Here is a 22998-nt window from a genome sequence, read left to right on the forward strand (position 1 = left end):
ATCACCTGTCTTTATCAGCGAGCGTTGCTTCAACGGTCTGGCTGATTTCCTGAAGGACGGTAAGTGCTGTTTCAAGGGACTTCTGATCAATCTTTTGCAGAAGTTCCGCGCGGATGCCTTGTGTGATTTCCTGAAGCTGCTTGACCTGAGCCTGCGCTTCTTCAGTCAGCTCAATGCGCTTGGCACGACGGTCACCCTCCACAGCTGCGCGATAAATTAGCTGCTGTTTTTCCAGACCATCAAGCAATCGAACAACAGAAGGATGCTCAACCTCAAGAGCGTCAGCGAGTTCACGCTGGTTCCAATCTCGCTTCTCGGCAAGAAGCAGTAGCACGCGAGCACGTGCGAGTGTCAACCCGCGTTCGCGAACACGGGAGTCAAAAAGATTGCGCATTTTTCGTGCGGCCGTTGAAAGGCCCATCGTGAATGCGGCTTCTAATTCTAGTTTGGACTGAGACATTGTATAGCTATCTATAATATGCGTAGCTACATATATAATGCATAACGATGTAGAGATCAATATCGATCTAATGTTGTGCCAGCTAACGAAAACGTTACCTAATCAGATGAATATTTTTCCGAACTGCGGGAATAAAAACGGCGACCCGATTGTCTTACGTCATATCGCATATCGCGATTGTAACCCGTATGAGGCAAACCATGAAAACCGCAACGTTCATGTCTGTTTTGGCAATTGCAGCAGTATCGGCAACGTCAGTGCTCGGAGCCCCCATGGTCAAAACGATGGAAACATCCAAAGGTCAGGTTTTGGCTGGTGCAAAAGATATGACGCTCTACACTTTTGACAAGGATAGCAAAGGCATGTCCAATTGCCATGATACTTGTGCCACGAACTGGCCGCCTTTTATAGCAGCACAGGGTGACAAGGCGTCAGGCGCCTATACATTGGTAAAGCGCAAGGATGGCAGCGAGCAATGGGCAAAAGACGGAATGCCACTTTACTACTGGATGAAGGACAAAAAGGCCGGCGACGTGACTGGAGACGGCGTTAATGGAGTCTGGCACGTCGCAAAGCCGTGAGGCCGATGTGAGCCGTCCTGCCCCCGACAGTTTCGAGGGCCAGCTTCTGGCCCTCCTGCCGATCATGCGGCGCTATTCGCGCAGTCTTGCAACGTCCGATGCCGAAGGTGAAGATCTTTTGCAGGATTGCGTGACCAAAGCGCTGTCCAGGCGCGGCCAGTGGCGAGGCCTCAATCTGCGTGGGTGGATACTCACGATGATGACCAACCTTTACCGCAACAGCTATAAAAGCAAAGCGCGTACCCGGCATGAAACGCTGGATGCTGCCGAAAACATCATTACCCCTTCAACTGAAGACGATCCCTTTCAGTTACAGCAGCTTGAACAAGCCATCAACAGCCTGCCGGAGGACAATCGCTCCGTCCTGATGCTGATCGTCGTTGAAGGATATAGTTATGGCGAAGCAGCAGACATGCTTGAAATTCCCATAGGGACTGTAATGTCACGACTGTCTCGCGCGCGACAACGCCTTGCAGACCACATGAACGGCTCAAATGTCGTAAAAATTCGGGGAAACCTATGACAGAACGCAATTCTCCGATAACAGAAGCGGAACTGCATGGCTTTGTGGACGGTCAGCTTTCCAGTGAAGAAATCGCGCGTGTTTCAGCGATCCTGGAAGACGACCGTCAAAAAGCAGCGATCGTCGCTGAATGGCGCAAGCAGAATGAGGGCATCAGACAGCTTTTCTCCGGCTATGCGCTAGAGAAGAAAGGCGATACGAGGCTTATCCGCGCGCGAACCAAACAAAATGAACGGCGCTATCGCGGGGCCGTTGCGGCGTCCATTCTTGCTGCACTGGCGCTTGGAGGGTTCGGTGGCTTTGCAGGATCTCGCATTTATGACCAGCGACCGCAGGTAGCCAGTATAGAAGCACTACCTCAGCAGGCACAGGCCGCCTATCTGATCTATGCAAGCGAAGTGCGCCATCCGGTAGAAGTCTTCTCGGCGGAAGAAGCTCATCTGGCAACATGGCTTGGAAAGCGGCTTGATATTCCTGACCTTAAAATCCCCGACCTCACCACGTTTGGCTTTCAACTTGTTGGTGGTCGTCTGTTGCCAGTCGACAGCAAACCGGGTGCTTTTTTCATGTATGAAGATGTCGCTGGAAAACGCCTTTCAGTCATAGTCGGTCGCAATCCGGAAAACCGGGACACGAGCTTCCGCTTCGCCTCAAATAATGGCGTTGAAACCTTCTATTGGATCGATGGTGAGCTTGGCTACGCGGTAAGTGGCGAGATATCCCGAGACCAACTACGGCAAATCGCTGAAGAATGCTATCGACAGTTTCCGAGCTGACAAAATCGCGTACATAAAAAAGCAACCAAGATTTCAATAAATTCTGCGCACTTCTATAATACATACAAGTAACTATAATGGGTGTTCTATAAAGACAGACCTGTGAAAAAGGCTGTATGCGTTCGCGTTAAAAGATTGCACGCAAACAAAAGAACTATGGGGAACCCGTGCTAAAATTCCAGAATGCTGTTCTTGAGCTGATTGCAAGAGGCAAGCCTCTGGAGCAGACTCTTGTGCAACTCTGTCGTGAGATGGAGGAGTTGATCGCTGATGCAAGCGTGATGGTCTGCTCTGTCGATAGTGCAGGTATGATGCATCTGCTTGCAGCACCGAGCATCCCTGAAAGCTATGGAAAAATACTTGACGGAACAGTAGTTGGTCCGGAAGTCGGCTCCTGCGGCAGCGCAATTTACCACAATGCTGCTGTGAGTGTGGCGGATATAGAAAATGATCCGAAGTGGGCAACCTACAAGAAATGCGTGTTGCCCTTTGGTTTGTTGGCCTGTAGTTCTGTACCTATACGGAACGAGGCTGGTGAAGTCGTCGGCGCGCTGGCTGTCTATTTCAGCAAGAAGCGCATTCCGTTGGCACAAGAGCAGCAAGTGATCAATACGGGTGGCACACTTTGCAGTCTTGCGATGGCGCGTGAAATGCGCATTCTCAACTATGAGCGCAGAGCGACAGTTGACGAACAGACAGGTCTTCCCAATCGTGCCGCATTTGATGACGCGCTTTCACAACTGCGCTGCGAACTGGCTGGCAGCTGGGCGTTGTTTGTCATCGATATCGACAATCTCAAAATTACCAATGATACATTCGGCCATGAGGTCGGCGACTTTCTGATCCGCACTATCGCAACCAACATTTCGGCAGCGATGGCACCTGACATAACCTTCCGAACAGGCGGCGATGAATTTACTGTCATCCTCCAGAGCCATAGCGCACTTTACGACCTCGACAACACTGCGGAGTTGATCCTTAAATCGCTTACTTCGCATGTCGAATTTGACGGTCAAACAATTCTGCCACGCGTGACTATTGGCGGCGCTGTTCTGGCCGCACAAGATACACAGCCGCAAATTGTGCGCCGCAATGCAGACTTTGCGCTTTACCACGCCAAGGAAAATGCGCGGGGCAGCTTTGTACGCTATCAACCGAACGTCGATACACGGATTGTTCATCGACGCAATTCGATCCGAGAAGTGCGTGAAGCACTCGATCAAAAGCGTATTACTGCGCATTATCAGCCCGTAATGCGGCTCGATACCAGGGAGGTCATTGGTTTTGAGGCCCTAAGCCGCATGACCACGACCTCGGGCGATATTCTGCCCGCGTCGGTATTTCAGGAATGCTTTTCAGATGTGCATATCGCATCTGAAATCACGCAGTATATGCTAACCATCGTTGCTCAGGACATAAGGAGCTGGCTCGACCTCGGCCTGCCTGTACAACATATTGGTGTGAATGTAACTGCTGCAGACTTTTATGTCGGAGATCTCGCGGCTTTTGTCTCTAAAACATTCGCCAAATACGACGTGCCACTACGACATCTCATCATCGAAGTAACTGAAACCGCCTATATCGGCCAACGCGATGACGTGGTGGCTTCTGGCATTCGAAACCTCCGGATGCTGGGCGTTCGCGTTGCTCTTGATGACTTCGGGACGGGGTTCGCCGCCCTTGCGCATCTCCTCACCGTTCCCGTCGATATCATCAAGATCGACAGGTCTTTTGTATGCAGGTTAGCACCGGGCGACCCAAGTGTCGCAATCGTCAAAGGCATCGTGCAAATTGCTGGAGACCTGAAAATCAAACTCGTTGCCGAGGGGGTCGAGACGATGGCCCTTGCTGAAAAGCTGCAGCAGATGGGCTGCCAGCTTGGTCAGGGCTACGCTTTCTCCAAGGCCGTCAATTACGAAAAGGCAACCACCTTATTGCGGGAATTTGGTCAATACGCAGATCAGATACCCACCGTCGAAGCGAAATCGTTGAAAGCAAAAAACTGAAGCCTTTTGCCCCGGCCTGTGATCCAGTTTCATCGAACCTTCGTATGAGGCTTCATGAATACAAACGTTTCCTTTGGCTCACAGACATGGCACAAGAAAGTGGAGCGCAATTTGCTGCTTCTGGCTTCGCGACATCTGAGCGTACGGGATTCGATACGGATGAATGAACGGACTGCTTCTGAAAATCAGCCCTCATTGGAGGAATTGATGCTGGCGGTCAGTTCCCGACGCGACGTGGACGCATTCGAGGCGATTTTCAAACATTTCGCACCCCGGGTGAAGGCCTATATGGCCAAACTGTCTGCCGATACGCAAACAGCGGAAGAATTAATGCAAGAGACCATGATTACGGTCTGGAACAAGGCAGATCAGTTTGATTTTTCCAAAGGTGCCTTGTCGACCTGGATTTTCACCATCGCTCGAAACCAGCGCATTGATGCAGTGCGACGCGCCCGCCGCCCGGAATTTGACCCAACTGATCCGGCCTTCGTACCCGATGAGGAGCAGCCAGCCGACTTGAGGATTGCCGAGCGGCAATCTGCAAGCCAGTTACGCGCCGCAATGGCTGACTTGCCGAAGGAACAATGCACCCTGCTTGAACTCGCTTATTTCGAGGAAAGCACGCATAGTGCCATCGCAAAGAAGCTTAACCTCCCGCTCGGCACGGTCAAATCCCGGCTTCGACTTGCATTCAGCAAATTGCGGGCAGCGCTCGATAATTCGGGGGCGCACTAATGGATATTAAACATCATCTGAGCGACGAACTCCTTTCAAGCTATGCCGCTGGCACACTGGCAGAAGGCTGGAGCATCGCTGTGGCCACTCATCTTGCACTCTGTCCAGCCTGCCGTTCCCGGCTCAAACAGTTTGAACAGATAGGCGGACAGCTTCTTGAGGCCGTCGAGCCGCAGAAACTTGAAGCATCCACATGGGACAGTTTTAAAGAGAGGATCCAGAAGACGCCGCCGTCAACAGCGCATTCGGCACCACGCGCCGAGATAAAAATGCCTGCCGTGATACCGGAACCGCTGAGATCCTATGTCGGCGGCGACTTACTGGACCTCAAGTGGAAATCGCTTGGTCGGGGTGCCTATCAGGTGCCAATCGAAACGCGCGATAGCGAAACACAGGCCCGCTTGTTAAAAATTCCAGCGGGTAGGCCAGTTCCCGAGCATGGGCACGGCGGTCGCGAACTGACGTTGGTGCTAAGCGGCAGTTTCTATGATGAAACCGGGCTTTTCGCTCGTGGCGACATTGAGGAAGCGGATGGTGATCTTGTGCATCAGCCGATTGCCTCGCCCGATGGGGATTGCATCTGTCTGGCGGTCACTGACGCTCCGCTCAAATTCCAGAGCTGGCTTATGCGGTTGGTTCAGCCCTTGATTGGCATCTAAAGCAAAGGCGGCAAATATGCCGCCTTTTTTATTACAGCATAATTCCTTAAATTTGAATCAGTTTAAGGTAAAATTGTTCTGTAAATATAGAGTGTTAGAGCGGCCTTTGTGCGCCCAAGAGGGCGCACCGCGCTCTAGTTTAACACGACGATTGCCGCGTTTAACGCTGTCGCCAGCGATAGCCAGATGAGATACGGCACGAATAACAGAGCCGAGATACGATCTGCTTGCCATGCGCGAATGATAAAAAGAAGTACGCAAAGCCAGACCCCGATGATTACTACAAGTCCCAGCGCCGTCATGTGAGCGCCAAAGAAAATGGGCGTCCAGAGGAAGTTCAAAATCATCTGGCCAAACCACGGTCCGCGCCGCTGCCACCCACTATCACTTATCCATGTGCGCCAGCCCGCAATGGCAATGAAGATATAAAGTATCGTCCAGATGGGACCAAAGGCTGCGTTAGGCGGGGTAAACCACGGCTTTTGAAGCGCTGCATACCATTCGCCCGGCGGGAACCCGATGCCGATTGCCATTCCGACAACAATAATGACGAAGGCGAAGACGGCCAAAAGACCTAATTTTTGCATATGATTACTCCAGTCTATCCGCTGATCCGCGACGTAACCCAATAGCCAATATAGGCTGACACTGCAGATAGAACAGTGCCCCAGATCAGGTCTGCAATCGTCAGTGTCCACGACCAGTTTTTCAAAGTTGCCTGATTGGTAAGATCATAAGTCGCATAGGCGACGAACCCCAGAAGTGCCCCATGAACGAGCGTGACTGTGCCACTTCCAGCAACAAGTCCGGGCCTCACCGCGAAGAAAATCAGTCCGAACACGAAGATCACATAGAAAACGATAGCCGGTGCAAGACGAAAACTCGGCGCAAGCATATCGCCCATGACAGGGCGGTAAAACACATTCGCCATGTTGGATAACCACACCGAGTCGATTGCCAGAAATGCAACCGCTGTCACTACATAGGCGATGAGATAATCTTTCATCGATTGCTCACTCTCTTATTTGATGCGAGTCCAGCCCACATTACGACACAGGAGGCCAGCCAAAACGCAGCCATTGGTCGTCATATTATCTCCGTCGACTTTCACGCTGATCTTGTAAGTCAGGTTGCGTTGCGGGTCGAAAGCAGTGCCTGAATATTGTCCGTCCGCGGTCTCGTTGATGCTCATCACCAGCCGGTCGCCAGTTTTCTCTTTGGGCGTTCCCGGCTTGATCCATATGTTTGTTGCGCAGATATCCTTGCCGCATCCGGCAATTTTTACCCGCGCGTTGCCATCTCCTCGCGCCCAATTGCCGTTGATATCAGCCGCTTGCGCCGAGAAAGCTAGCAACACCGTCATCATGCTGATCGTCAGTATCCATTTCATCGACGCCTCCTCCGTCAGTGGGCATGAAGCCTAAGCATGTTCAATCGTGTAAAGGCCGACATTGATCGCGCCTTCCTCAAACCCACCTTCGCAATAGCAAAGGTAGTATTCCCAAAGCCTCCGGAATCTATCGTCAAAGCCAAGCTTTTCGATTTCTTGCCAATTTGCGATGAAGCGCTGACGCCATTCAGAAAGTGTCAGCGCATAAGAATGGCCGAAATGCTCGGTAGCCGTTAACACCAGACCGGCCTTCACAAGATCACGCTCAAGCACTTTGTCTGACGGCAGAAAGCCGCCCGGGAAAATGAACTTCTGGATGAAATCGGCTTTGCGGCGATAGTTTTCGTATCGCGTTTCTTCGATCGAAATGACCTGCAAGACCGCTCTACCGCCGGGCTTGAGACAGCGCTTCAGGGTTGCGAAATATTCCGGCCAATAGGCTTCGCCAACGGCCTCAAACATCTCGATCGATACGATGCGGTCAAACTGACCTTGCACATCGCGGTAATCCTGCAGCCGAAGGTCAACGGCGTCGCTTTTCCCAACGTTTTTTACCGCAGTTTGAGCCCAGGCGAGCTGTGATGGAGACAGGGTTATCCCCGTCACATGCGCGTCGCCATATTCTGCGAGATAGCTGGCCAAGGCGCCCCAGCCGCAACCGATTTCAAGAATTTTTTCGCCGCCCTCAAGCGCCAGTTTTTCAGCAATGCACTGCAACTTTTGCTCCTGCGCATTCTCAAGGCTATGCGTTTTCTCATTCCAGATCGCAGATGAATAAAGCATCGAAGGATCGAGCCACCGGGCATAGAAATCATTGCCAAGATCGTAATGCGCTTCGATGTTGCGGCGGCTACCACGGCGCGTATTGGCGTTGAGCAGATGTCCCACACGGTTCAGCGCCCGCATCCAACCCGACCCGCGCAATGTGGAGAGCAGCGTATCGCGATTGCGCGCTGCAAAGCGGATGACCGAGGTTAGATCAGGGGATGTCCATTCGCCTTCGATATAGGCTTGGGCAAAGCCAATATCCCCACCCGTCAGCAACCGACGCAGGCTGTTCCATTTTACAATTGCGATCTTGGCTTCTGGTCCGGGTGATGGACCATTGACAGCAATGACCTCACCGCCAGGCAGCGAAAGCACCAATCGCCCATGCTGGACCTGTTTAAACAGCCGTTTCAACACAATAGCTGAAGGGCTGAAAGCAGGTCGTTCGATCCGGCTTGATCCGGAGAGTCGATGATATTCGTCGAGCTGGCTCATGCGGCCTTTTTCCTTTGCTGGACGGTCTCGTTACGAACAGATGTGATGGGAGTTTCAGGCGCTGCGGGTCGTTTGCGTAAACCGATGCCCTTCAACCAGATTTTCAGTGCCTCCCAGTGAATCCCGCCCACCACTTTGAGGGTGAGAAACGGAATTGCAAAAAAGGCACGCAACAGGGCAGCGTCGCTGAGTTCAACCCGGCGCGCCAAATGACGAGCCGTCAAAAGCAGGCCTTCATCGTCAAAACTGTTAATGCGGATGGATAGCCTGTCTGTGGGGGGCGTGACTTCAAACTCATATCGCAGCTTCATATCCATGAAAGGCGAGACGTAAAAAGCCTTGTCACAACTTTGCACGATGCGTCCGCTTGATGCGTTTTCGACGGGGATCATGTAACCGTGGCGCTGGTGAAATGTGTTATCAACTTCCCAAAGGATCGCCGCAAGTTCGCCGCCACGATTATAGCAAAAGAAAACACTCAGCGGATTGAAAGCCCATCCTGCAATGCGCGGCATGGTGAGCAGGCGGATCGCACCGCCATCCGCCGTTACTCCGACTGCATCCATGGCACGTTCGACCTGTTCGCGCAGCGACACAGTCGATCCATCGCCCCTATCTTTTCTGTAGAAAGAAAACAGATTGAAACGGTCGAGCGAGAACAGCTTCAACTTACCATCAAGCGTTTCCAACTCGTCGAGATCAAGCAGGAGCGAGTAGATTTTATAGGCCAGCTTGTGAACCTTCGGCCGCAATCGCGCATGGGTCACATGCCCGGGGAACAGGGCCGACTGAAAGTTTTCGGTCATACCAACGCCCTTTCCGTGATCGGTAAAGGCTGGCGAACGATGCGCGCACTTTCCTGCTCGACCTGCCATGGGCGGCGTAGGCCGCCCAGATCTTCTGCCACGGCAAGACCTGCCTGAAGGCCATCCTCGTGAAAGCCCGAGCCAAAATGCGCACCGCAAAACCATGTCCGGCGCGTTCCCTGCAAAGACCAGATTTCCTTCTGCGCACGATCCGTTGCCATATCAAAAATCGGGTGCTCATAGATTTCGCGACGGATTACCAGTTCCTCACGCGGCGCCCGACACGGATTGAGCGTGACAAAAGTCTCGGGCGCTTTGCCCAATGGTTGCAGGCGGTTCATCCAGTAAGTGATGGATGGCTGCGCTGGGCCAGTACCTGCATTGGTGAGGTAATTCCAGCTCGACCACGCCGCCCTGCGTTTGGGCATTAAAGATGCATCGCTGTGCAGCACCGCTTCATTACGTGAATATTGAAACGCGCCGAGAATGCGGTTTTCATCCGCGCTCGGATCGGCCAGCATCTGCAAGGCCTGATCGGCATGGGTCGCGATTATGACATCGTCGAAGCCATGGGAAATGCCGCTGCCGTCAATCAACTCGACAGATTTTTCGGAGCGTCGAACGGATTTAATCGGCGTCGAAAGCCTGATCCGGTCTGCATAGGGCTTGGTGATACGCTTTACATATTCCCTGCTGCCGCCGGATACCGTGCGCCAGATCGGCCTGTCACGAAGAGCCAGAAGACCGTGATTGCAACAAAAGCGAACGAAGCTTGCTGCCGGATATCGCCCCACCTCCATCGCAGGGGTAGACCAGATCGCCGCCGCCATCGGATAGAGATGATCTTCACGGAAAGCCCGGCCATAACCATTGCGTGCTAAATAATCATCAAGCGAGATGCCGCCCATAATGGCTAGGTCTTTGGGTGCATTGCGATAAAATCGCAAAAGATCGCGGATCATCGACCAGAAACGCGGGCTAACCAGATTGGAGCGCTGGGCAAAGAGTCCGAGGCCCGTGCCGCCTGAATATTCATAGGCGCCATTTGCGACTGAAACGGCAAATGACATGTTCGACGCCGCGGTTGGAACTTCAAGTGTGCGAAACAATGCAGTCAGATTTGGATAGGTCACTTCATTATAGACGATGAACCCGGTATCGACAGCGACCGGACCGAGGCTGCTTTCAAAATCGACGGTATTGCTGTGGCCGCCGATGCGATCCGATGCTTCGAATACAGTTACATCATGGCGTTGCGAAAGCAGCCATGCAGCCGACAATCCTGAAATCCCGCTGCCGATAATCGCGACCCTGAGACGTTTAGAGCTGCCCGTGTGGTTCGTGATATCCATAGTCCCTCTCTTCACCGCATGCTTGGGCCGCGTGTTTGCTGCATTTTCATCGTCTTACGTTTTGAGAAGGGGTTTGGTTCAATCGGCTATCAAACTTTTTTTCATTTTTTGAGCCGCTTACGAAACCAAACGGCCGGACCGAACGTATTGGATGAAGAAAAAGCGAACTCTCGGCTAAAGGTCCACCATGCAACCCGGTCTGCTTTTAATTGTTGCCATCAGCTTGTCGGCCATCATGGCTCTCGCGTGGGCGCTTGAAAGAAAGAGTGGCAAAAGTGGCTGGATCGATGCAATCTGGTCATTCTCTGTAGGCTTAGGTTCAGTCATAGCCGTGATGCTTGCGAATGCGACATGGCAACGGCGCTCCGCGATACTGATCCTCATTCTGGCGTGGTCACTTCGCCTTGGCTTTCACATAGCGCAGCGAAGCATGGGCCATGGTGACGACCCACGCTATGCAAAGCTGATAAAAGAATGGGGAGAAAATGCTTCCTCGCGCCTTTTCTGGTTTTTGCAGATACAGGCTCTCGCAGCCTTTGTTCTGGTTCTGGCAGTCTATCTCGCTGCTGTTAGTCGGCCGGGCTTTCCATCTTTCTGGGATATAATCGCGGTAATAATCATCGCCATAGCACTGATTGGTGAAGCCCTGTCTGACGCGCAGCTCGCGCAGTTTCGCAAGACGCCAGAAGCCAAAACTGAAATTTGCGAAACCGGCCTTTGGGCCTATTCCCGACATCCAAACTATTTCTTTGAATGGTTGTTCTGGTGTGCGTGGCCGCTGATGGCGATCACCGCATCGCCATGGAGCTGGCTGTCGCTACTCGCCCCGATCCAGATGTACTGGTTGCTGGTGCATGTCTCCGGCATCCCGCCGCTTGAAGAACACATGCTGAAATCGCGCGGTGAAAAATTCCGTGCCCTGCAAAGCCGGGTTAATGCGTTTTTCCCCGGCCCCCGAAAAAGCCCCGCTAGATCAGGAGCCAAAACATGAATATGCTGGCATATGCAATCAATGCTGCAGAGCGCGTTCCTCTGAGCGATACCATCACACTTGCGGGTATCGATTATCTTTGCGCCCGAACCAAGCGCCGACTGGCAGGAACATCTGAACAGATCGAGCTGGATTTCCTGAAAACCATGAAGGATTTTCCGGTCGCCACCCATACGGATGAGGCCAACCGCCAGCATTACGAACTGCCGCCGCAGTTTTTTGAGTTGGCACTGGGGCCGCAACGCAAATATTCCTGCTGTTTTTATCCAGACCAGAAGACAACACTTGAAGTGGCGGAAACCTATGCGCTCAGCGAAACTGTGCGCCATGCAGATATCAGCGATGGAATGGACATTCTGGAGCTTGGTTGTGGCTGGGGCTCATTGTCGCTCTATCTCGCTGAAAATTTTCCCAACGCGCGGATCGTCTCCGTTTCAAACTCCGCCTCGCAGCGCGCCTATATCGAAGCACGCGCCGCAACCCTTGGTCTTAAAAACCTCACAGTTATCACCGCCGATATGAACGATTTCTCCATCGACCAGCGCTTTGATCGCGTGGCTTCGGTGGAAATGTTTGAACATATGTCGAACTGGCAATCTTTATTTGAACGCGTACGCGGATGGCTTCATGCAGATGGACGATTGTTCATTCATGTCTTCACTCATCGCGATCGTTCCTATCGCTTCAACCATAAAAATCCGGCCGACTGGATCGCACATCATTTCTTCACTGGCGGCATTATGCCTGCCTTCGACCTGCCGCATCGCTTCGACGATATTTTCACCGTAGAGCAGGATTGGCGCTGGTCTGGACGCCATTATCAGCAAACAGCTTTGGATTGGCTGAACAATTTCGACAATTCGATTGATCAGATAAGGCCAATTCTGCAACAGGTCTACGCGCAGGAAGCCATTCTTTGGGAACGCCGCTGGCGGCTGTTCTTTCTGGCAACTGCCGGATTATTTGGCCACGAAAATGGTGACGTCTGGGGCGTCGGACACTACCTCTTAAAGCCCGTCAAATAAGGATCATTCAATGACTGCGAATGCGCTTGTCTGGTTGCGTAACGATCTGCGCCTTGCCGACAATCCTGCCCTTCAAGCCGCCGTTAAGCTGGGCGGCAAGATCACAGCGCTTTATGTGCATGAAACCAATCCGCAATTGCGCGCACCCGGGGGTGCCGTGATCTGGTGGCTGGAACAGAGCCTCAGTTCACTCAAAAAAAGCCTCAACGAACGCAGTGTCGAGGTGCTGGTGGCACGCGGCGATGCACTCGATATCATTGAGGGTCTGATTGAAGAAAACGGCTTCGATACAGTGTTTTGGAACCGGCGTTATGCGCCGCAGGAGCGTGATGTCGATGCAGTCGTCAAATCCACATTGAAAGACAAGGGACTGAATGTGGAGTCCTTTGCCGGCAATCTTCTGGCTGAGCCTTGGGAGATCAAAACCGGCAGCGGCGGTCCTTATCAAGTCTTTACACCCTATGCCAAAACGCTGCGTCAGCAGGGAGTAAACCGACCGCTCTCCTCGTCCGACTGGAGAGCCGAACCATCAATCCTAAAGGACAAGCCTGCAAGCGAAGCTTACAAGCAGCCTTTCTGGTCAAAAAAGATGAATGGCCTGTGGGAGATAGGCGAAGCGGCTGCCATTGATCAGCTATATCATTTCTTCGATGAGACCATCCGCAATTATGCCGGCGATCGTGATCGTCCGGATGTCGAAGGCACATCAAAGCTTTCGCCGCATCTGCGCTTTGGTGAAATCAGCCCAAGACAGGCATGGTACGCCACGCTTTCGCTAATGGATGAACATCCGAACACACAGACCGGCGGTGAAAAATTTCTCTCCGAACTGATCTGGCGCGATTTTCATTATCATCAGCTCTACTATCGTCCGGACATCGCTGAAAATGATATGCGCGATACGCTGGCTGACGTTCAGTGGCAGAGCAATCCACAAGCGTTTGAAGCCTGGAAAAAGGGTAATACCGGCGTTCCAATGATTGATGCCGGGATGCGTCAACTCTGGGCTACTGGCTGGATGCATAACCGCGTGCGGATGCTGGTAGCGTCAGTCCTAAGCAAAAACATGCAGGTCGATTGGCGCGACGGCGAAAAATGGTTCTGGGATACGCTGGTGGATGCAGATATCGCAAGCAATCCAGGGAGCTGGCAATGGGTTGCCGGTTGCGGCATGGACGCGGCACCTTATTTCCGCGTGTTCAATCCTGTATTACAAGGCGACAAATTCGATACCGGCGGCGGATATGTGCGCGAATGGGTGCCGGAAATCGCCGCATTGCCGGATCGTTGGATCCATAAACCCTATGCTGCACCGGAAGACGTGTTGCAGAAAGCGGGCATCGTTCTTGGCAAAACTTACCCGCTTCCCGTTTTCAAGGCACCCAAAGCGGGTAAATAAACCCGCTTAGTGCATCTCTAGTTGAGACCGAGTGATTGGAACCACTATATCCCACGCAAACTGCTTCGCAATTTTGCTGGAAATGCATTAAAACCTCTGCATCAACCCACGCGCGGCACGCTCGCTGCGCTTCAGATCTTTGTAGATATCGCGTTTCGCAGCATGGAACTCGCTGACCAAACCTTTCTGCGGCGCAATCGTTTCAGCAATTGCGCTCATGCTGGCAGCAATCTGAGCGAGATCCGTTTTCTCAAAAGCGCTAGCGCCCGCGATCCCTGAGCCAAGAAGAACAGGCTCGGCAGAAGACGGCAAGGATACTTCCAGCCCTGTCGCATCAGCCAATATCCGACGCATGAGCGGACTGCGCGCAGCACCACCACTCACGATTATTGTACGGATGGGAATATTTTTGGCAGTCAGTGCATCAACAATATCCGCCGTGCCATAGGCCAGACCACAAAGACCCGCAACGAACAGACAAACCAGATTTTCTCGCGATGCATCGAGCTTGATGCCCGTTATGGTACCGGTCGCATCAGGATCGGCGTCTGGCGCGCGGTTGCCCAGAAACTCCGGCACAACGTGAAGCCCCTTTGCCAGAAGCGCTGTCTTTGAAAACTCACCTGTCGCATCAATGGCCAGCTGCTCAAGGTAGTCGAGAAGTGACAGGCCTTTGGCTGCCGCTTCCTTCTCAGCCTCAGTCTTATAGGGATGCATACCGACCAGATAATCAGTCGCAGCACCAAATGCCGACTGCCCGCCTTCATTAAGCCAGAGGCCGGGCATCATGGCTCCCAAGTAAGGCCCCCAGACACCATCCACAAATGCAGGTTTCTCGGTAACACTCATCGTGCAGGCAGATGTGCCGATAATTAGTGCCAACCTGGACCGCATATCGACGGCGCTGTTCTCATCCGCACTTCCCGCGATAGTGCCGACACCGCCGGCATGTGCATCGATGAGCGACGCACCGACCGCCGTACCGGGTACAAGACCCAGCTCTTTTGCAGCCTGCTCAGTCAATCCCTGAGCCAATGGGGTGGCGATATCAACAATGTCGGTTCCAATACGGGCAAAACCTTCATCGGCCAGCACACCGAGGCCAATGGTGCGGAAGTAATCCTCATCCCATCGCTTTTCGTGGCCAAGATAAGTCCATTTGCAAACCACCGTGCAAAGCGAGCGCGAGTGGCTACCGGTTGCACGATAGGTCAGATAATCGGGCAAGTCGAAGAAGAGACCGGCGGCGTTGAACGTATCAGGGTTGTTTTCCTTCAACCAAAGCAGCTTCGGTGTTTCCATTTCTGGGGAAATGCGCCCCCCGACATATCGCAAAACGGGATTGGCCGTCGCATTGATACGTTCAGCTTGTTCGCGGGCGCGATGATCCATCCATACGATGATGTTTCGCTCTGCGTCACCCGCAGGGCTCGCAGGCAATGGATTGCCGTTTTTGTCGAGAATGACCAGCGAACACGTCGCATCAAAGCCGATGCCTTTGACGGATTCCGGGGCGACATTTGCCAGCTCTAATGCTGCTGCCACTGAGCTGCAAACGGCCTGCCAGATATCGTCCGAGGATTGCTCGACAATATCCGAACCCTGCTTCCACATGCGGATATTTTGCTTGGCACTCGCCAGCAACTCTCCATCGCGTGTAAACAGCCCTGCCCGCGCACTGCCCGTACCGACATCAACACCCAGAAATACGTCCAACTTATGCCTCCCATGCAGGCTAGGTGCGCCAAATGGGCGCTCCTTGCAGCGTCTTGGCTACAACATCGGCTAGAAAATCGGAACCGGTTTTTTCTGTTCTATTGCAATGGCGCACCGTTGGCGCGCGACCCGCAAAGATGAACTTCAATGCCCAGCTGGTGTGCGAGACTTGCTTTGGCCAGCATTGCATCGTCTGCCGCAGAAACATCACGCGAATAGACAACCTGTATATGGTTGGCCTTATGACGTGCCATCATCTGATCACGGGTGACGCCATAGAGCACACCGTGCATCATCGGCCATTCTCGATTGGTGAGATTCCAGCGTCTCTCAGTTTCCTGAGGTGAAAGCGACACCGCCTTTCCGCGTCCGATATCCATTTTAAGCCGCCCATCTTCCACATATATGCGCGACCAGACCAGCTCACCGGGCTTGGCTATACCACGAAGGGTGCCGCCGCCTTTACCAAAGAACATCGGAGGCTGCCGTACAGAATCCGATCCTCGATAGCCACCCTCATGATGAGCAGGCGGTGCTGCACCTGAAATCTCAAACACCCAGACATATTCATCCGTCGTCCCGCCTCGATCCACATCACCCCAACGCAGATCATGAAGTGTGGTCTCAACCGGCTCACCAAGCGCGCGATGCAGGCGATTGATCATCAAAGCATCAAGGCCCGCACATTCATCCACTTCATTGAAATGAACTACGGCCTTACCTTCACGGATGATCTCTCCTTCTGCGTTACGCACAGGCGGGCGATCCTCGTTATTAAGAAGTCCTTCAACGAGGTCGGAGGCGGGAAGCAGATCTTTCAAGCCTTGCTGATACTGGATACCAATCGTCTCACATCCAAACTGCTCTGCCATACGTACGGCAGCGATATAGGTCTGGCACTGACCAAGCACCTGTGCTTCCGTCAATTCCTGCGCCTCATCTTTGCCAAGATGAAAAGTCATTCCAGCATCAAGCAGCCATTGATAGGCTTGCCAAGCGTCCTCCTGAGAAACATTGATCGCAGCATGATAGAGTGCCGACTGCGAGAGGCGTTCTTTGAAAACACCTAATGGAAACAATAGTTCATCGGGAATGATCGCATTATACATTCCCATGCACCCCTCATCGAAAATGCCCATGATGGATCTGTTCTCGAGAAGGTCTTTCGCAATGTGCGAAGCTTGCTCAACAAGATGCACCGGCACTGTCGCATGGTTAAACGACTTCACATGAGATGTATCATGTGAAGTAACGTTACCTGTTTTCAGCCACTCATTGAGCTTGTTCAGAAACCACTGATCGGTGAAATCCTCACTCCAAAGCGAAGCATATCAACGCCCGCCTTTGTCAGCGAGCCGTTAAGATTGAGCAGGCCAACGAGGCCGGGATAGGTTCCCGACCAGTTAGCGACTGTCAGGATCGGACCACGATGAGCGATGAGGCCTGCAAGAATATTCTGGGAATATTGCCAGACCGCTTCCGCAACAATCAGTGGTGCATCGCGATTGATCTTTGAGAAAGCCTCAATGCCCTGCTTTTGCGTTGTAATGAAACCGTGGCCGGTTTTTGGATCGATACCATGTCCGCGTACCGCTTTCCTGCCAAGTTTCTCGATTGCCGCAATGAGACGGCTTTCCATATTGGCCTGTTCAGGCCAGCATTGAATATTCGCGCTTTCACGCAAGTCGCCATTGGCGACGAGAATGATATCCTGCATGTGGTCGTCTCCTCCAGAACCAATGCTTGTCCTCTACGAGCAGTTCAACTGCTCATCAGACAGGCCCGGTTGAGCCCAAAGGCCAGACGCTTTGCAACTTCTCACCAGACAAAATACGTTCTCGGCATTGGATTTCACCATCACCATTGGCATCTGCATCGTCGGCGATAACGGCAACCAGTTCTTCAGGAATAACCACTACACCCGAAATATCAGCGAAAATCACATCGCCAGGGCGCACACGAACACCATTGATGTTCAACTCGACTTGCGACTTAGTCGGCTCCATACGTCCAGAAACCCCGACCGGGCTAACGCCACGCGCAAAAAGCGGGTAATCGAGCTTCTTCACTTCTGCAATATCGCGCACCGTACCATTGACGATTGTCGCAGCAGCACCGGCAGTTTTTGCACCAGTCGACATCAGCTCGCCAGTGCCAGAACCTTCAGCACAGGATGCGTCCACCAGCAGAATGCCGCCCTCGACGACATTGTCGATTGTGCCGTGATAGACATCCTGCGGCTGGCCGGTTCGCGTGCTTTTTTCATAGAGAACCGTATGGACTGGACCGCAGATCACCTGCCCAGGCTTCAATACACTTTGCAGGCTCAGCCCCTGCAGAAACCCATAAAAGCCATGCTTGTCCATGACATCCTGAATATCGCCCGAATACCAGCGCGACAGGCGATTGATGGCATCCCAATTGACGCGCGAATAATCATAGCTGCTCATTGTATTGCTCTTCCGTTTTAGCCCGTTTCAGGCCTGCTTCTGGATTGCCTGATCGCCTGTTCGAGATAAGCCGTACTATTGGTGATGTGTTCGCGCATCGCTTCGCGCGCATCGCTGGCATTACCCGCTGCAATCAGCCCGTAAATATTCTCATGCTCGGCCAGCCCCGCACTCAGTTTCTTGCTCGGAACTCGGCTCGATACTTTGATGACCTCTGAGATGAGCGAATGAAGATTGCCGTGCAGTGACGTTAAAATCTCATTGCCCAAAGATTGCACCAAAGCCCGATGGAAAGCCGCGTCGCCTTCGGCGAAACGCGAAAAATCGTTATCATCGGCAGACTTCCGCATGACATCGAGGGCTGCAGTTACTCCATCACGCAGCTCTCCCTCGCCAGAGGCGAGACGCCCCGCAACGTCCACTTCGATCAGGCGACGCACATCCATGGCCTGAACGAGATAAGACGAGTCTCGCGCAAAAAGCGATCCAACTGACGATACCAGTGAGTCCATGAACTCGCTGACATCATCCCGGACAACTTCCGCTCTTTCACCATGGCGACGCCGCACCAGCCCTTTGGTTTCAAGAACCTGCATGGCTTCGCGCACAGATCGCGTGCTAACACCGAATGTCCTGCCAATTTCGGCCTCAGAAGGCAGACGTTCTCCCACCTGAAGCTCACCAGAAAGAATGCGTGCCTCTATCGCGGCAACAATATGCATATGCAACTTGCCGCGATCGACATGAGGGGAAACTGAACCAATCACCATTTTACCGCTCCGAAGCCGCGATTATCGCGTTTTATTTACATTAGAGTTATGACATATGTCATATGTAAATTCGCATTTCATGTCAAGGTTTTGACATAATCAGGTTCTGGTTTCAGCCTCTTCCTACTCGGTAATATCGAGCTTTACCAAGCAGTAAAGCCGCCGTCCACAACGACATTCGAACCCGTCATGTAAGACGAAGCGTCGGATGCGAGGAAGCGGATGATACCGTTATATTCATTGATCTCAGCCTGGCGGCGCATTGGTACGCGATCAAGGAACGCATCGATAAATTCTTTATCGAAGCTTGCAGTCTTCACACCACCGAACGAAATCAGGTTCACCCGAACGTTCTTCTCACCCCAATAGGTGCCGAGATAGCGCGTTAGATTGATAAGTCCCGACTTGGAAGCGGCATAGGAAATTGCTTTGATGAACGGCTTGCCGTCGCGTTTTTCACGATAGGCATAGAGCGCCTGGTTTGGCGAAACGAGACCGTAGATCGAACCGACATTGATGATTGAACCGCGACCTTCGGATGCCATGTGGCTACCGATAACCTGACTTGTCAGCATAACACCGGTCAGATTGGTATCGATAATCTCATCCCAGAATTTCTGCGGATAGACTTCAAATGGCGCATTCTGCTCTGCCGAACCGTCTGGCTTTGAATCGATACCCGCATTGTTGACGAGTACATGAGGTACGCCCCAATCAGCGATCAGTTGTTTGGTTGCAGCTTCTAGGGCAGCCTTGTCTGTGACACTTGCCTCATAAAGGCGGATACGATCTTCAAGTCCGGGAAACTTTTCAGCAATCTGCTGCTTCGTGAATGGGCGACGGCTGAAGATTGCCACCTTCGCACCTGCTTCGGCCAACGACTTTGAAAACTGCGTTCCAAGCTGCCCGAGTCCGCCTGTCACAACCGCAACGCGGTCTTTGACACTAAAAATATCAGTCATTGTAGGTTCTCCTTGCAGATTTTACGCTTTGGCTGACGCGTCGATTGCTTCGCGCGCCCGACGATTTCCTTCGTTGAGGAACATCACGTCATTACCCATAATAATCATGTCCACGCCCTTCTTTTTGAGCGCAGTTACGCTCTCGGCAACCGGTGGAATGCATGGCGCCATGACCTTGATGTCGCGCGCATGACACTTTTCGATAAGCTCGCTCAACTTCTCATCGACTTCCGGATGCGACATGGAATAGTCGATCGAAATGCGGCGCGAAATCGAGTAGTCGGCTGGGCCGAAGTTGATGACATCAATGCCTTCGACATCAAGAATTTCATCGATATTATCGAAGAATTCGAAGCTTTCTGCCATCGGGATAACGAGCTTGTTGGCGTTCTCGCGTTCCATGTAGGATGACCACTGGAAGCCCGGTCCGGCAAAACCCGCGGCACGACATGAAGCGTCGCCACCACGACGGCCGTATGGTGGGAATTTTGCCGCACGAACGATTGCACGAGCCTGCTCTGCGGTATTGACCTGGGGAACGATAATTCCGGTGGCGCCGATTTCCAACGACTTGCGGATATCCCATTCATTAGTACCGCGAACACGAACCAGCGGTGCGATCCCCGAAAGAAGCGCTGCCATCACCAACTTTTCCATATGGGTATCGACGTTGACGGGCGTATGCTCAGCATCGATGAAGGCAAAATCCAAGCCCCAATTACCAGCAACCTCGATTGCTGTCGTCGAACCGGTGTAGAATGTTGTGCCGAACGTCGCTTCGCCATTGCGCAGCTTTTCAGCCAGTTTCAGATTTTCAACTACAGGCACGGCTCTCTCTCCTTGAGTCAGTAGTTATGTGGGGAATTAATGATTGTTGGTTCACTTCACATCCGAGGAAATAAACGCCTGCAATTCCGGCGTTTTCGGATTTGCGAAAAGTTCTTCGGAAAGCCCGGCCTCCCAAACTTTTCCCTGATGCATGAAGACGGTGTGGGTCGCGACACGACGGGCAAAACCCATCTCGTGCGTTACCAAAAGCATGGTCATGCCAGTTTTGGCGAGTTCAGCGATGGTCTTCAGAACCTCACCGGTCAGTTCCGGATCAAGTGCAGAAGTGACTTCGTCAAACAGCATGACTTTAGGCTTCATTGCCAACGATCTGGCAATCGCCGCACGCTGCTGCTGGCCACCGGACATAGATTCTGGATAGGCATTCTTCTTTTCCAGCAAGCCTACTTTCGACAGCACTTCATCCACCAGCTTTTCCTGCTCTGCTTTGGACACATTCTTCACAAGGCGCGGGGCCAGCTTGATGTTTTCAGCGACGGTGAGATGCGGAAACAGATTGTAGCTCTGAAACACCATCCCAACTTCCTTGCGTAAATCGCGTAGCCCCTTGTTGGTGCCATCAAGCCTATGCCCAACCACTTCGATTGAGCCAGAGTTGAATGGCTCAAGCCCGTTGATGCAGCGCAACATCGTGCTTTTGCCAGAACCAGACCGCCCGATAACGGCAACGGTTTCACCAGGCTCAACCGAGAGGTCCACACCTTTTAGAACAGGCAGAGAGCCGAAAGATTTTTGCAGGTTATCAATGCGCAGCGCTGGCATTTTTCTGCTCCTTTAATTTCTCGCTCCACCACGACAACGGGTAGCAAAGGGCGAAGTACATCACTGCGACCGTCAGGAAGACGTGGAAAGGCTGGAAGGTCATATTGTTGAGAAGCTGTCCGGCGCGGGTAAGCTCGACAAAGCCGATCAAAGCCGTCACCGACGTATTCTTGATCACCTGCACCATAAAGCCGACTGTTGGACCAAGTGCTATGCGAAAGGCTTGCGGCAGGATCACGTAGCGCAGCGTTTGGGTACCACTGAGCGCAAGCGAATCCGAAGCTTCCCACTGAGCTCGGGGGATCGACTCAATGCAACCGCGCCAAATATCTGCCAGAAACGCTGTCGTGTAGATCGTCAGCGAGATTGCTGCGGCTGCCAGCGGTGGAAAGTAAAAGCCAAGGAAGCTAAGACCATAGAATGATAAGAACAGCAGGATCAGAAGCGGTGTTGCCTGCACGAGCTGAATGTAGCCCATGATGATCCAGCGCAGCCACCTCGGCCCGAGCGAGCGCCCCAGCGCAAACAGCAATCCGAGAATGCCACCGCAGACGAAAGTGATAAGCGAGAGACCTACTGTCCACCAAAGGCCCTGGATCAGAAACTGAATGCTTGTCCATCCGAATGACTGGATCATGGCTTTTGCTCCTGAACGTCGAGCGTCAGCGCCCCAGTTTCATTGCCCACATCCACGCGGCGGCGGAACAACCAGAGACCAAACAGCATGTAGATGAAGCGGAAGAAAAACGTGATGCAGATATAGATGGCGGCCACGATCAAGAAGGTTTCTAGGCTCCTGAACGTCTGTGACTCGATCGTTCCTGCTGCCATGGTCAGCTCCTTCGCCGAAACCGCCGACACAATCGAAGTGCCAAGCAAGGTCAGCGTCAGCTGGCCGGTCAATGCCGGATAGATGATGCGAAGCGCAGGAACCAAAACCACGTAGCGCATGACCTGAAACTGAGACAGGCCAAGTGCCAGACCAGCCTGAATCTGGGTCTTGGGAATGGCGATCAGACCTGCGCGAAATATCTCTGCCGAATAGGCTCCAAGATTAAGTGAAACAGCGAATATCGCCGCCTGATTGGCGTCCAGCTTGATCCCTGTGTAAGGCAAGCCGAAGTAGATCAGAAAGAGTTGCACCAGAAGCGGTGTATTGCGGAATGCTTCAACATAGACCGCGCCGATTTTCCTGCCCCAGCGTGGGCCATCAAAGCGCAGCAGGGCCACAGCAAGACCAATCGTAAGGCCGATGGCAATTGCCTCTGCTGACAGGATTATCGTGTTGATTGTTCCGGTTACAAGCTCGGGTGCTCGGGCTAGGACCGGAGCGAAGTCCATTTCATAGGCCATTGTGTTGATCTTTCAGAGTTAACAGCGGCGCAGAAGCGGGGTTGCGAGATGCCGTAACACTTTAACTTTTATGCATATTCTTTCATCGGGCAGGGCCTTGCACAAAGAACACGGCATGAAGGAACAGGCAGTCGCATACATTGCGGCATGCGACGCCGATCAGACAGAAA

26 protein-coding genes are annotated in these 22998 nt (G+C 52.7%); 9 read left to right on the plus strand and 17 right to left on the minus strand.

All coding sequences use genetic code 11. The annotated features are described in order from the left end of the window. Nucleotide 1 precedes the first annotated feature (1 nt). Nucleotides 2-460 carry a MarR family winged helix-turn-helix transcriptional regulator gene (locus QSJ70_RS12370; protein ID WP_215778462.1) on the minus strand — a complete coding sequence of 153 codons (459 nt, stop codon included), beginning with the start codon at nt 458-460 and terminating at the stop codon, nt 2-4. 200 nt (nt 461-660) lie between these two features. Between QSJ70_RS12370 and QSJ70_RS12375 the strand changes: the two genes are divergently transcribed. The 6 genes from QSJ70_RS12375 (at nt 661) to QSJ70_RS12400 (ending at nt 5740) form a co-directional block, all read left to right on the plus strand. Then, nucleotides 661-1041 carry a COG4315 family predicted lipoprotein gene (locus QSJ70_RS12375; RefSeq protein WP_215778460.1) on the plus strand — a complete coding sequence of 127 codons (381 nt, stop codon included), beginning with the start codon at nt 661-663 and terminating at the stop codon, nt 1039-1041. After that, entirely contained in the window at nt 1013-1564 is a 552-nt protein-coding gene (locus QSJ70_RS12380; RefSeq protein ID WP_285536720.1) for a sigma-70 family RNA polymerase sigma factor, read from the plus strand. Before QSJ70_RS12375 ends, QSJ70_RS12380 begins: the two co-directional genes overlap by 29 nt. Next, nucleotides 1561-2340, plus strand: a complete 780-nt coding sequence (locus tag QSJ70_RS12385; protein WP_285536722.1) for an anti-sigma factor family protein — start codon at nt 1561-1563, stop codon at nt 2338-2340. The genes QSJ70_RS12380 and QSJ70_RS12385 overlap by 4 nt, the downstream gene beginning before the upstream one ends. A gap of 167 nt (nt 2341-2507) precedes the next feature. Further along, nucleotides 2508-4346, plus strand: coding sequence for a sensor domain-containing phosphodiesterase (locus QSJ70_RS12390; protein WP_215778456.1), 1839 nt, complete (start codon nt 2508-2510; stop codon nt 4344-4346). A 159-nt stretch (nt 4347-4505) separates the two neighbouring features. Next, nucleotides 4506-5081, plus strand: coding sequence for a sigma-70 family RNA polymerase sigma factor (locus QSJ70_RS12395; RefSeq protein WP_171379810.1), 576 nt, complete (start codon nt 4506-4508; stop codon nt 5079-5081). Then, nucleotides 5081-5740, plus strand: a complete 660-nt coding sequence (locus tag QSJ70_RS12400; protein ID WP_285536726.1) for a ChrR family anti-sigma-E factor — start codon at nt 5081-5083, stop codon at nt 5738-5740. Before QSJ70_RS12395 ends, QSJ70_RS12400 begins: the two co-directional genes overlap by 1 nt. Before the next feature lie 134 nt (nt 5741-5874). On the opposite strand, the gene QSJ70_RS12405 is transcribed toward QSJ70_RS12400, so the two are convergent. The 6 genes from QSJ70_RS12405 to QSJ70_RS12430 are packed head-to-tail and all read right to left on the minus strand — an operon-like array spanning nt 5875 to nt 10551. Beyond that, nucleotides 5875-6327, minus strand: a complete 453-nt coding sequence (locus tag QSJ70_RS12405; protein ID WP_215778454.1) for a TspO/MBR family protein — start codon at nt 6325-6327, stop codon at nt 5875-5877. Nucleotides 6328-6341: 14 nt separating this feature from the next. Continuing rightward, nucleotides 6342-6746 carry a DUF2177 family protein gene (locus tag QSJ70_RS12410; RefSeq protein WP_112812943.1) on the minus strand — a complete coding sequence of 135 codons (405 nt, stop codon included), beginning with the start codon at nt 6744-6746 and terminating at the stop codon, nt 6342-6344. 15 nt (nt 6747-6761) lie between these two features. Next, nucleotides 6762-7130 (minus strand): DUF2147 domain-containing protein, encoded by a 369-nt coding sequence (locus tag QSJ70_RS12415; RefSeq protein WP_215778453.1) that lies wholly within the window; start codon nt 7128-7130, stop codon nt 6762-6764. Between the two features lie 30 nt (nt 7131-7160). Next, nucleotides 7161-8393, minus strand: a complete 1233-nt coding sequence (locus QSJ70_RS12420) for an SAM-dependent methyltransferase (RefSeq protein ID WP_215778452.1) — start codon at nt 8391-8393, stop codon at nt 7161-7163. Beyond that, nucleotides 8390-9199: a DUF1365 domain-containing protein gene (locus QSJ70_RS12425; protein ID WP_285536730.1), complete on the minus strand. Its 810-nt coding sequence runs from the start codon at nt 9197-9199 to the stop codon at nt 8390-8392. Before QSJ70_RS12425 ends, QSJ70_RS12420 begins: the two co-directional genes overlap by 4 nt. Further along, nucleotides 9196-10551: an NAD(P)/FAD-dependent oxidoreductase gene (locus QSJ70_RS12430; RefSeq protein WP_285536732.1), complete on the minus strand. Its 1356-nt coding sequence runs from the start codon at nt 10549-10551 to the stop codon at nt 9196-9198. The genes QSJ70_RS12425 and QSJ70_RS12430 overlap by 4 nt, the downstream gene beginning before the upstream one ends. A 187-nt stretch (nt 10552-10738) precedes the next feature. On the opposite strand from QSJ70_RS12430, the gene QSJ70_RS12435 reads away from it, so the two are divergent. The 3 genes from QSJ70_RS12435 to QSJ70_RS12445 are packed head-to-tail and all read left to right on the plus strand — an operon-like array spanning nt 10739 to nt 13966. Then, a complete protein-coding gene (locus QSJ70_RS12435; protein ID WP_215778449.1) occupies nt 10739-11542 on the plus strand; it encodes a DUF1295 domain-containing protein in 804 nt (267 codons plus the stop codon). Continuing rightward, a complete protein-coding gene (locus QSJ70_RS12440; RefSeq protein WP_285536735.1) occupies nt 11539-12567 on the plus strand; it encodes an SAM-dependent methyltransferase in 1029 nt (342 codons plus the stop codon). The genes QSJ70_RS12435 and QSJ70_RS12440 overlap by 4 nt, the downstream gene beginning before the upstream one ends. A gap of 10 nt (nt 12568-12577) precedes the next feature. Beyond that, a complete protein-coding gene (locus QSJ70_RS12445) occupies nt 12578-13966 on the plus strand; it encodes a cryptochrome/photolyase family protein (RefSeq protein ID WP_285536736.1) in 1389 nt (462 codons plus the stop codon). An 87-nt stretch (nt 13967-14053) separates the two neighbouring features. Here the strand turns inward: QSJ70_RS12445 and QSJ70_RS12450 are convergent, their stop codons facing one another. From QSJ70_RS12450 to QSJ70_RS12495, 10 genes are all read right to left on the minus strand, one after another. Beyond that, a complete protein-coding gene (locus tag QSJ70_RS12450) occupies nt 14054-15682 on the minus strand; it encodes an FGGY-family carbohydrate kinase (protein WP_285536737.1) in 1629 nt (542 codons plus the stop codon). Between the two features lie 98 nt (nt 15683-15780). Next, on the minus strand, nt 15781-16911 hold the full coding sequence (locus QSJ70_RS12455) for a hypothetical protein (protein WP_285536738.1): 1131 nt from the start codon (nt 16909-16911) through the stop codon (nt 15781-15783). 56 nt (nt 16912-16967) lie between these two features. After that, nucleotides 16968-17399: a hypothetical protein gene (locus QSJ70_RS12460; RefSeq protein WP_285536739.1), complete on the minus strand. Its 432-nt coding sequence runs from the start codon at nt 17397-17399 to the stop codon at nt 16968-16970. Between the two features lie 55 nt (nt 17400-17454). Next, nucleotides 17455-18132 carry an RraA family protein gene (locus tag QSJ70_RS12465; RefSeq protein WP_215778440.1) on the minus strand — a complete coding sequence of 226 codons (678 nt, stop codon included), beginning with the start codon at nt 18130-18132 and terminating at the stop codon, nt 17455-17457. A gap of 17 nt (nt 18133-18149) precedes the next feature. After that, a complete protein-coding gene (locus tag QSJ70_RS12470) occupies nt 18150-18902 on the minus strand; it encodes a FadR/GntR family transcriptional regulator (protein ID WP_215778439.1) in 753 nt (250 codons plus the stop codon). A 143-nt stretch (nt 18903-19045) separates the two neighbouring features. Next, a complete protein-coding gene (locus tag QSJ70_RS12475; protein ID WP_215778438.1) occupies nt 19046-19864 on the minus strand; it encodes an SDR family oxidoreductase in 819 nt (272 codons plus the stop codon). Nucleotides 19865-19885: 21 nt separating this feature from the next. After that, nucleotides 19886-20692 carry an HpcH/HpaI aldolase family protein gene (locus tag QSJ70_RS12480; RefSeq protein ID WP_007878391.1) on the minus strand — a complete coding sequence of 269 codons (807 nt, stop codon included), beginning with the start codon at nt 20690-20692 and terminating at the stop codon, nt 19886-19888. Between the two features lie 51 nt (nt 20693-20743). Next, entirely contained in the window at nt 20744-21475 is a 732-nt protein-coding gene (locus QSJ70_RS12485; protein WP_285536749.1) for an amino acid ABC transporter ATP-binding protein, read from the minus strand. Continuing rightward, on the minus strand, nt 21456-22112 hold the full coding sequence (locus QSJ70_RS12490; protein WP_021585820.1) for an amino acid ABC transporter permease: 657 nt from the start codon (nt 22110-22112) through the stop codon (nt 21456-21458). Before QSJ70_RS12490 ends, QSJ70_RS12485 begins: the two co-directional genes overlap by 20 nt. After that, nucleotides 22109-22828 carry an amino acid ABC transporter permease gene (locus tag QSJ70_RS12495; protein ID WP_215778435.1) on the minus strand — a complete coding sequence of 240 codons (720 nt, stop codon included), beginning with the start codon at nt 22826-22828 and terminating at the stop codon, nt 22109-22111. Before QSJ70_RS12495 ends, QSJ70_RS12490 begins: the two co-directional genes overlap by 4 nt. Between the last annotated feature and the right edge of the window lie 170 nt (nt 22829-22998).

The organism is Brucella sp. NBRC 12950 (assembly GCF_030268145.1).
GTDB lineage: Bacteria > Pseudomonadota > Alphaproteobacteria > Rhizobiales > Rhizobiaceae > Brucella.

What these genes read in the sequence shown, in the direction of transcription:
- QSJ70_RS12375 (WP_215778460.1), top strand. Translation starts at nt 661, where the DNA reads ATGAAAACCGCAACGTTCATGTCTGTTTTGGCAATTGCAGCAGTATCG.
- QSJ70_RS12410 (WP_112812943.1), bottom strand. Translation starts at nt 6,746, where the DNA reads ATGAAAGATTATCTCATCGCCTATGTAGTGACAGCGGTTGCATTTCTG.
- QSJ70_RS12430 (WP_285536732.1), bottom strand. Translation starts at nt 10,551, where the DNA reads ATGGATATCACGAACCACACGGGCAGCTCTAAACGTCTCAGGGTCGCG.
- QSJ70_RS12420 (WP_215778452.1), bottom strand. Translation starts at nt 8,393, where the DNA reads ATGAGCCAGCTCGACGAATATCATCGACTCTCCGGATCAAGCCGGATC.
- QSJ70_RS12370 (WP_215778462.1), bottom strand. Translation starts at nt 460, where the DNA reads ATGTCTCAGTCCAAACTAGAATTAGAAGCCGCATTCACGATGGGCCTT.
- QSJ70_RS12395 (WP_171379810.1), top strand. Translation starts at nt 4,506, where the DNA reads ATGAATGAACGGACTGCTTCTGAAAATCAGCCCTCATTGGAGGAATTG.
- QSJ70_RS12400 (WP_285536726.1), top strand. Translation starts at nt 5,081, where the DNA reads ATGGATATTAAACATCATCTGAGCGACGAACTCCTTTCAAGCTATGCC.
- QSJ70_RS12415 (WP_215778453.1), bottom strand. Translation starts at nt 7,130, where the DNA reads ATGAAATGGATACTGACGATCAGCATGATGACGGTGTTGCTAGCTTTC.
- QSJ70_RS12405 (WP_215778454.1), bottom strand. Translation starts at nt 6,327, where the DNA reads ATGCAAAAATTAGGTCTTTTGGCCGTCTTCGCCTTCGTCATTATTGTT.
- QSJ70_RS12440 (WP_285536735.1), top strand. Translation starts at nt 11,539, where the DNA reads ATGAATATGCTGGCATATGCAATCAATGCTGCAGAGCGCGTTCCTCTG.
- QSJ70_RS12445 (WP_285536736.1), top strand. Translation starts at nt 12,578, where the DNA reads ATGACTGCGAATGCGCTTGTCTGGTTGCGTAACGATCTGCGCCTTGCC.
- QSJ70_RS12495 (WP_215778435.1), bottom strand. Translation starts at nt 22,828, where the DNA reads ATGGCCTATGAAATGGACTTCGCTCCGGTCCTAGCCCGAGCACCCGAG.
- QSJ70_RS12425 (WP_285536730.1), bottom strand. Translation starts at nt 9,199, where the DNA reads ATGACCGAAAACTTTCAGTCGGCCCTGTTCCCCGGGCATGTGACCCAT.
- QSJ70_RS12435 (WP_215778449.1), top strand. Translation starts at nt 10,739, where the DNA reads ATGCAACCCGGTCTGCTTTTAATTGTTGCCATCAGCTTGTCGGCCATC.
- QSJ70_RS12490 (WP_021585820.1), bottom strand. Translation starts at nt 22,112, where the DNA reads ATGATCCAGTCATTCGGATGGACAAGCATTCAGTTTCTGATCCAGGGC.
- QSJ70_RS12465 (WP_215778440.1), bottom strand. Translation starts at nt 18,132, where the DNA reads ATGAGCAGCTATGATTATTCGCGCGTCAATTGGGATGCCATCAATCGC.
- QSJ70_RS12485 (WP_285536749.1), bottom strand. Translation starts at nt 21,475, where the DNA reads ATGCCAGCGCTGCGCATTGATAACCTGCAAAAATCTTTCGGCTCTCTG.
- QSJ70_RS12385 (WP_285536722.1), top strand. Translation starts at nt 1,561, where the DNA reads ATGACAGAACGCAATTCTCCGATAACAGAAGCGGAACTGCATGGCTTT.
- QSJ70_RS12380 (WP_285536720.1), top strand. Translation starts at nt 1,013, where the DNA reads ATGGAGTCTGGCACGTCGCAAAGCCGTGAGGCCGATGTGAGCCGTCCT.
- QSJ70_RS12470 (WP_215778439.1), bottom strand. Translation starts at nt 18,902, where the DNA reads ATGGTGATTGGTTCAGTTTCCCCTCATGTCGATCGCGGCAAGTTGCAT.
- QSJ70_RS12475 (WP_215778438.1), bottom strand. Translation starts at nt 19,864, where the DNA reads ATGACTGATATTTTTAGTGTCAAAGACCGCGTTGCGGTTGTGACAGGC.
- QSJ70_RS12460 (WP_285536739.1), bottom strand. Translation starts at nt 17,399, where the DNA reads ATGCAGGATATCATTCTCGTCGCCAATGGCGACTTGCGTGAAAGCGCG.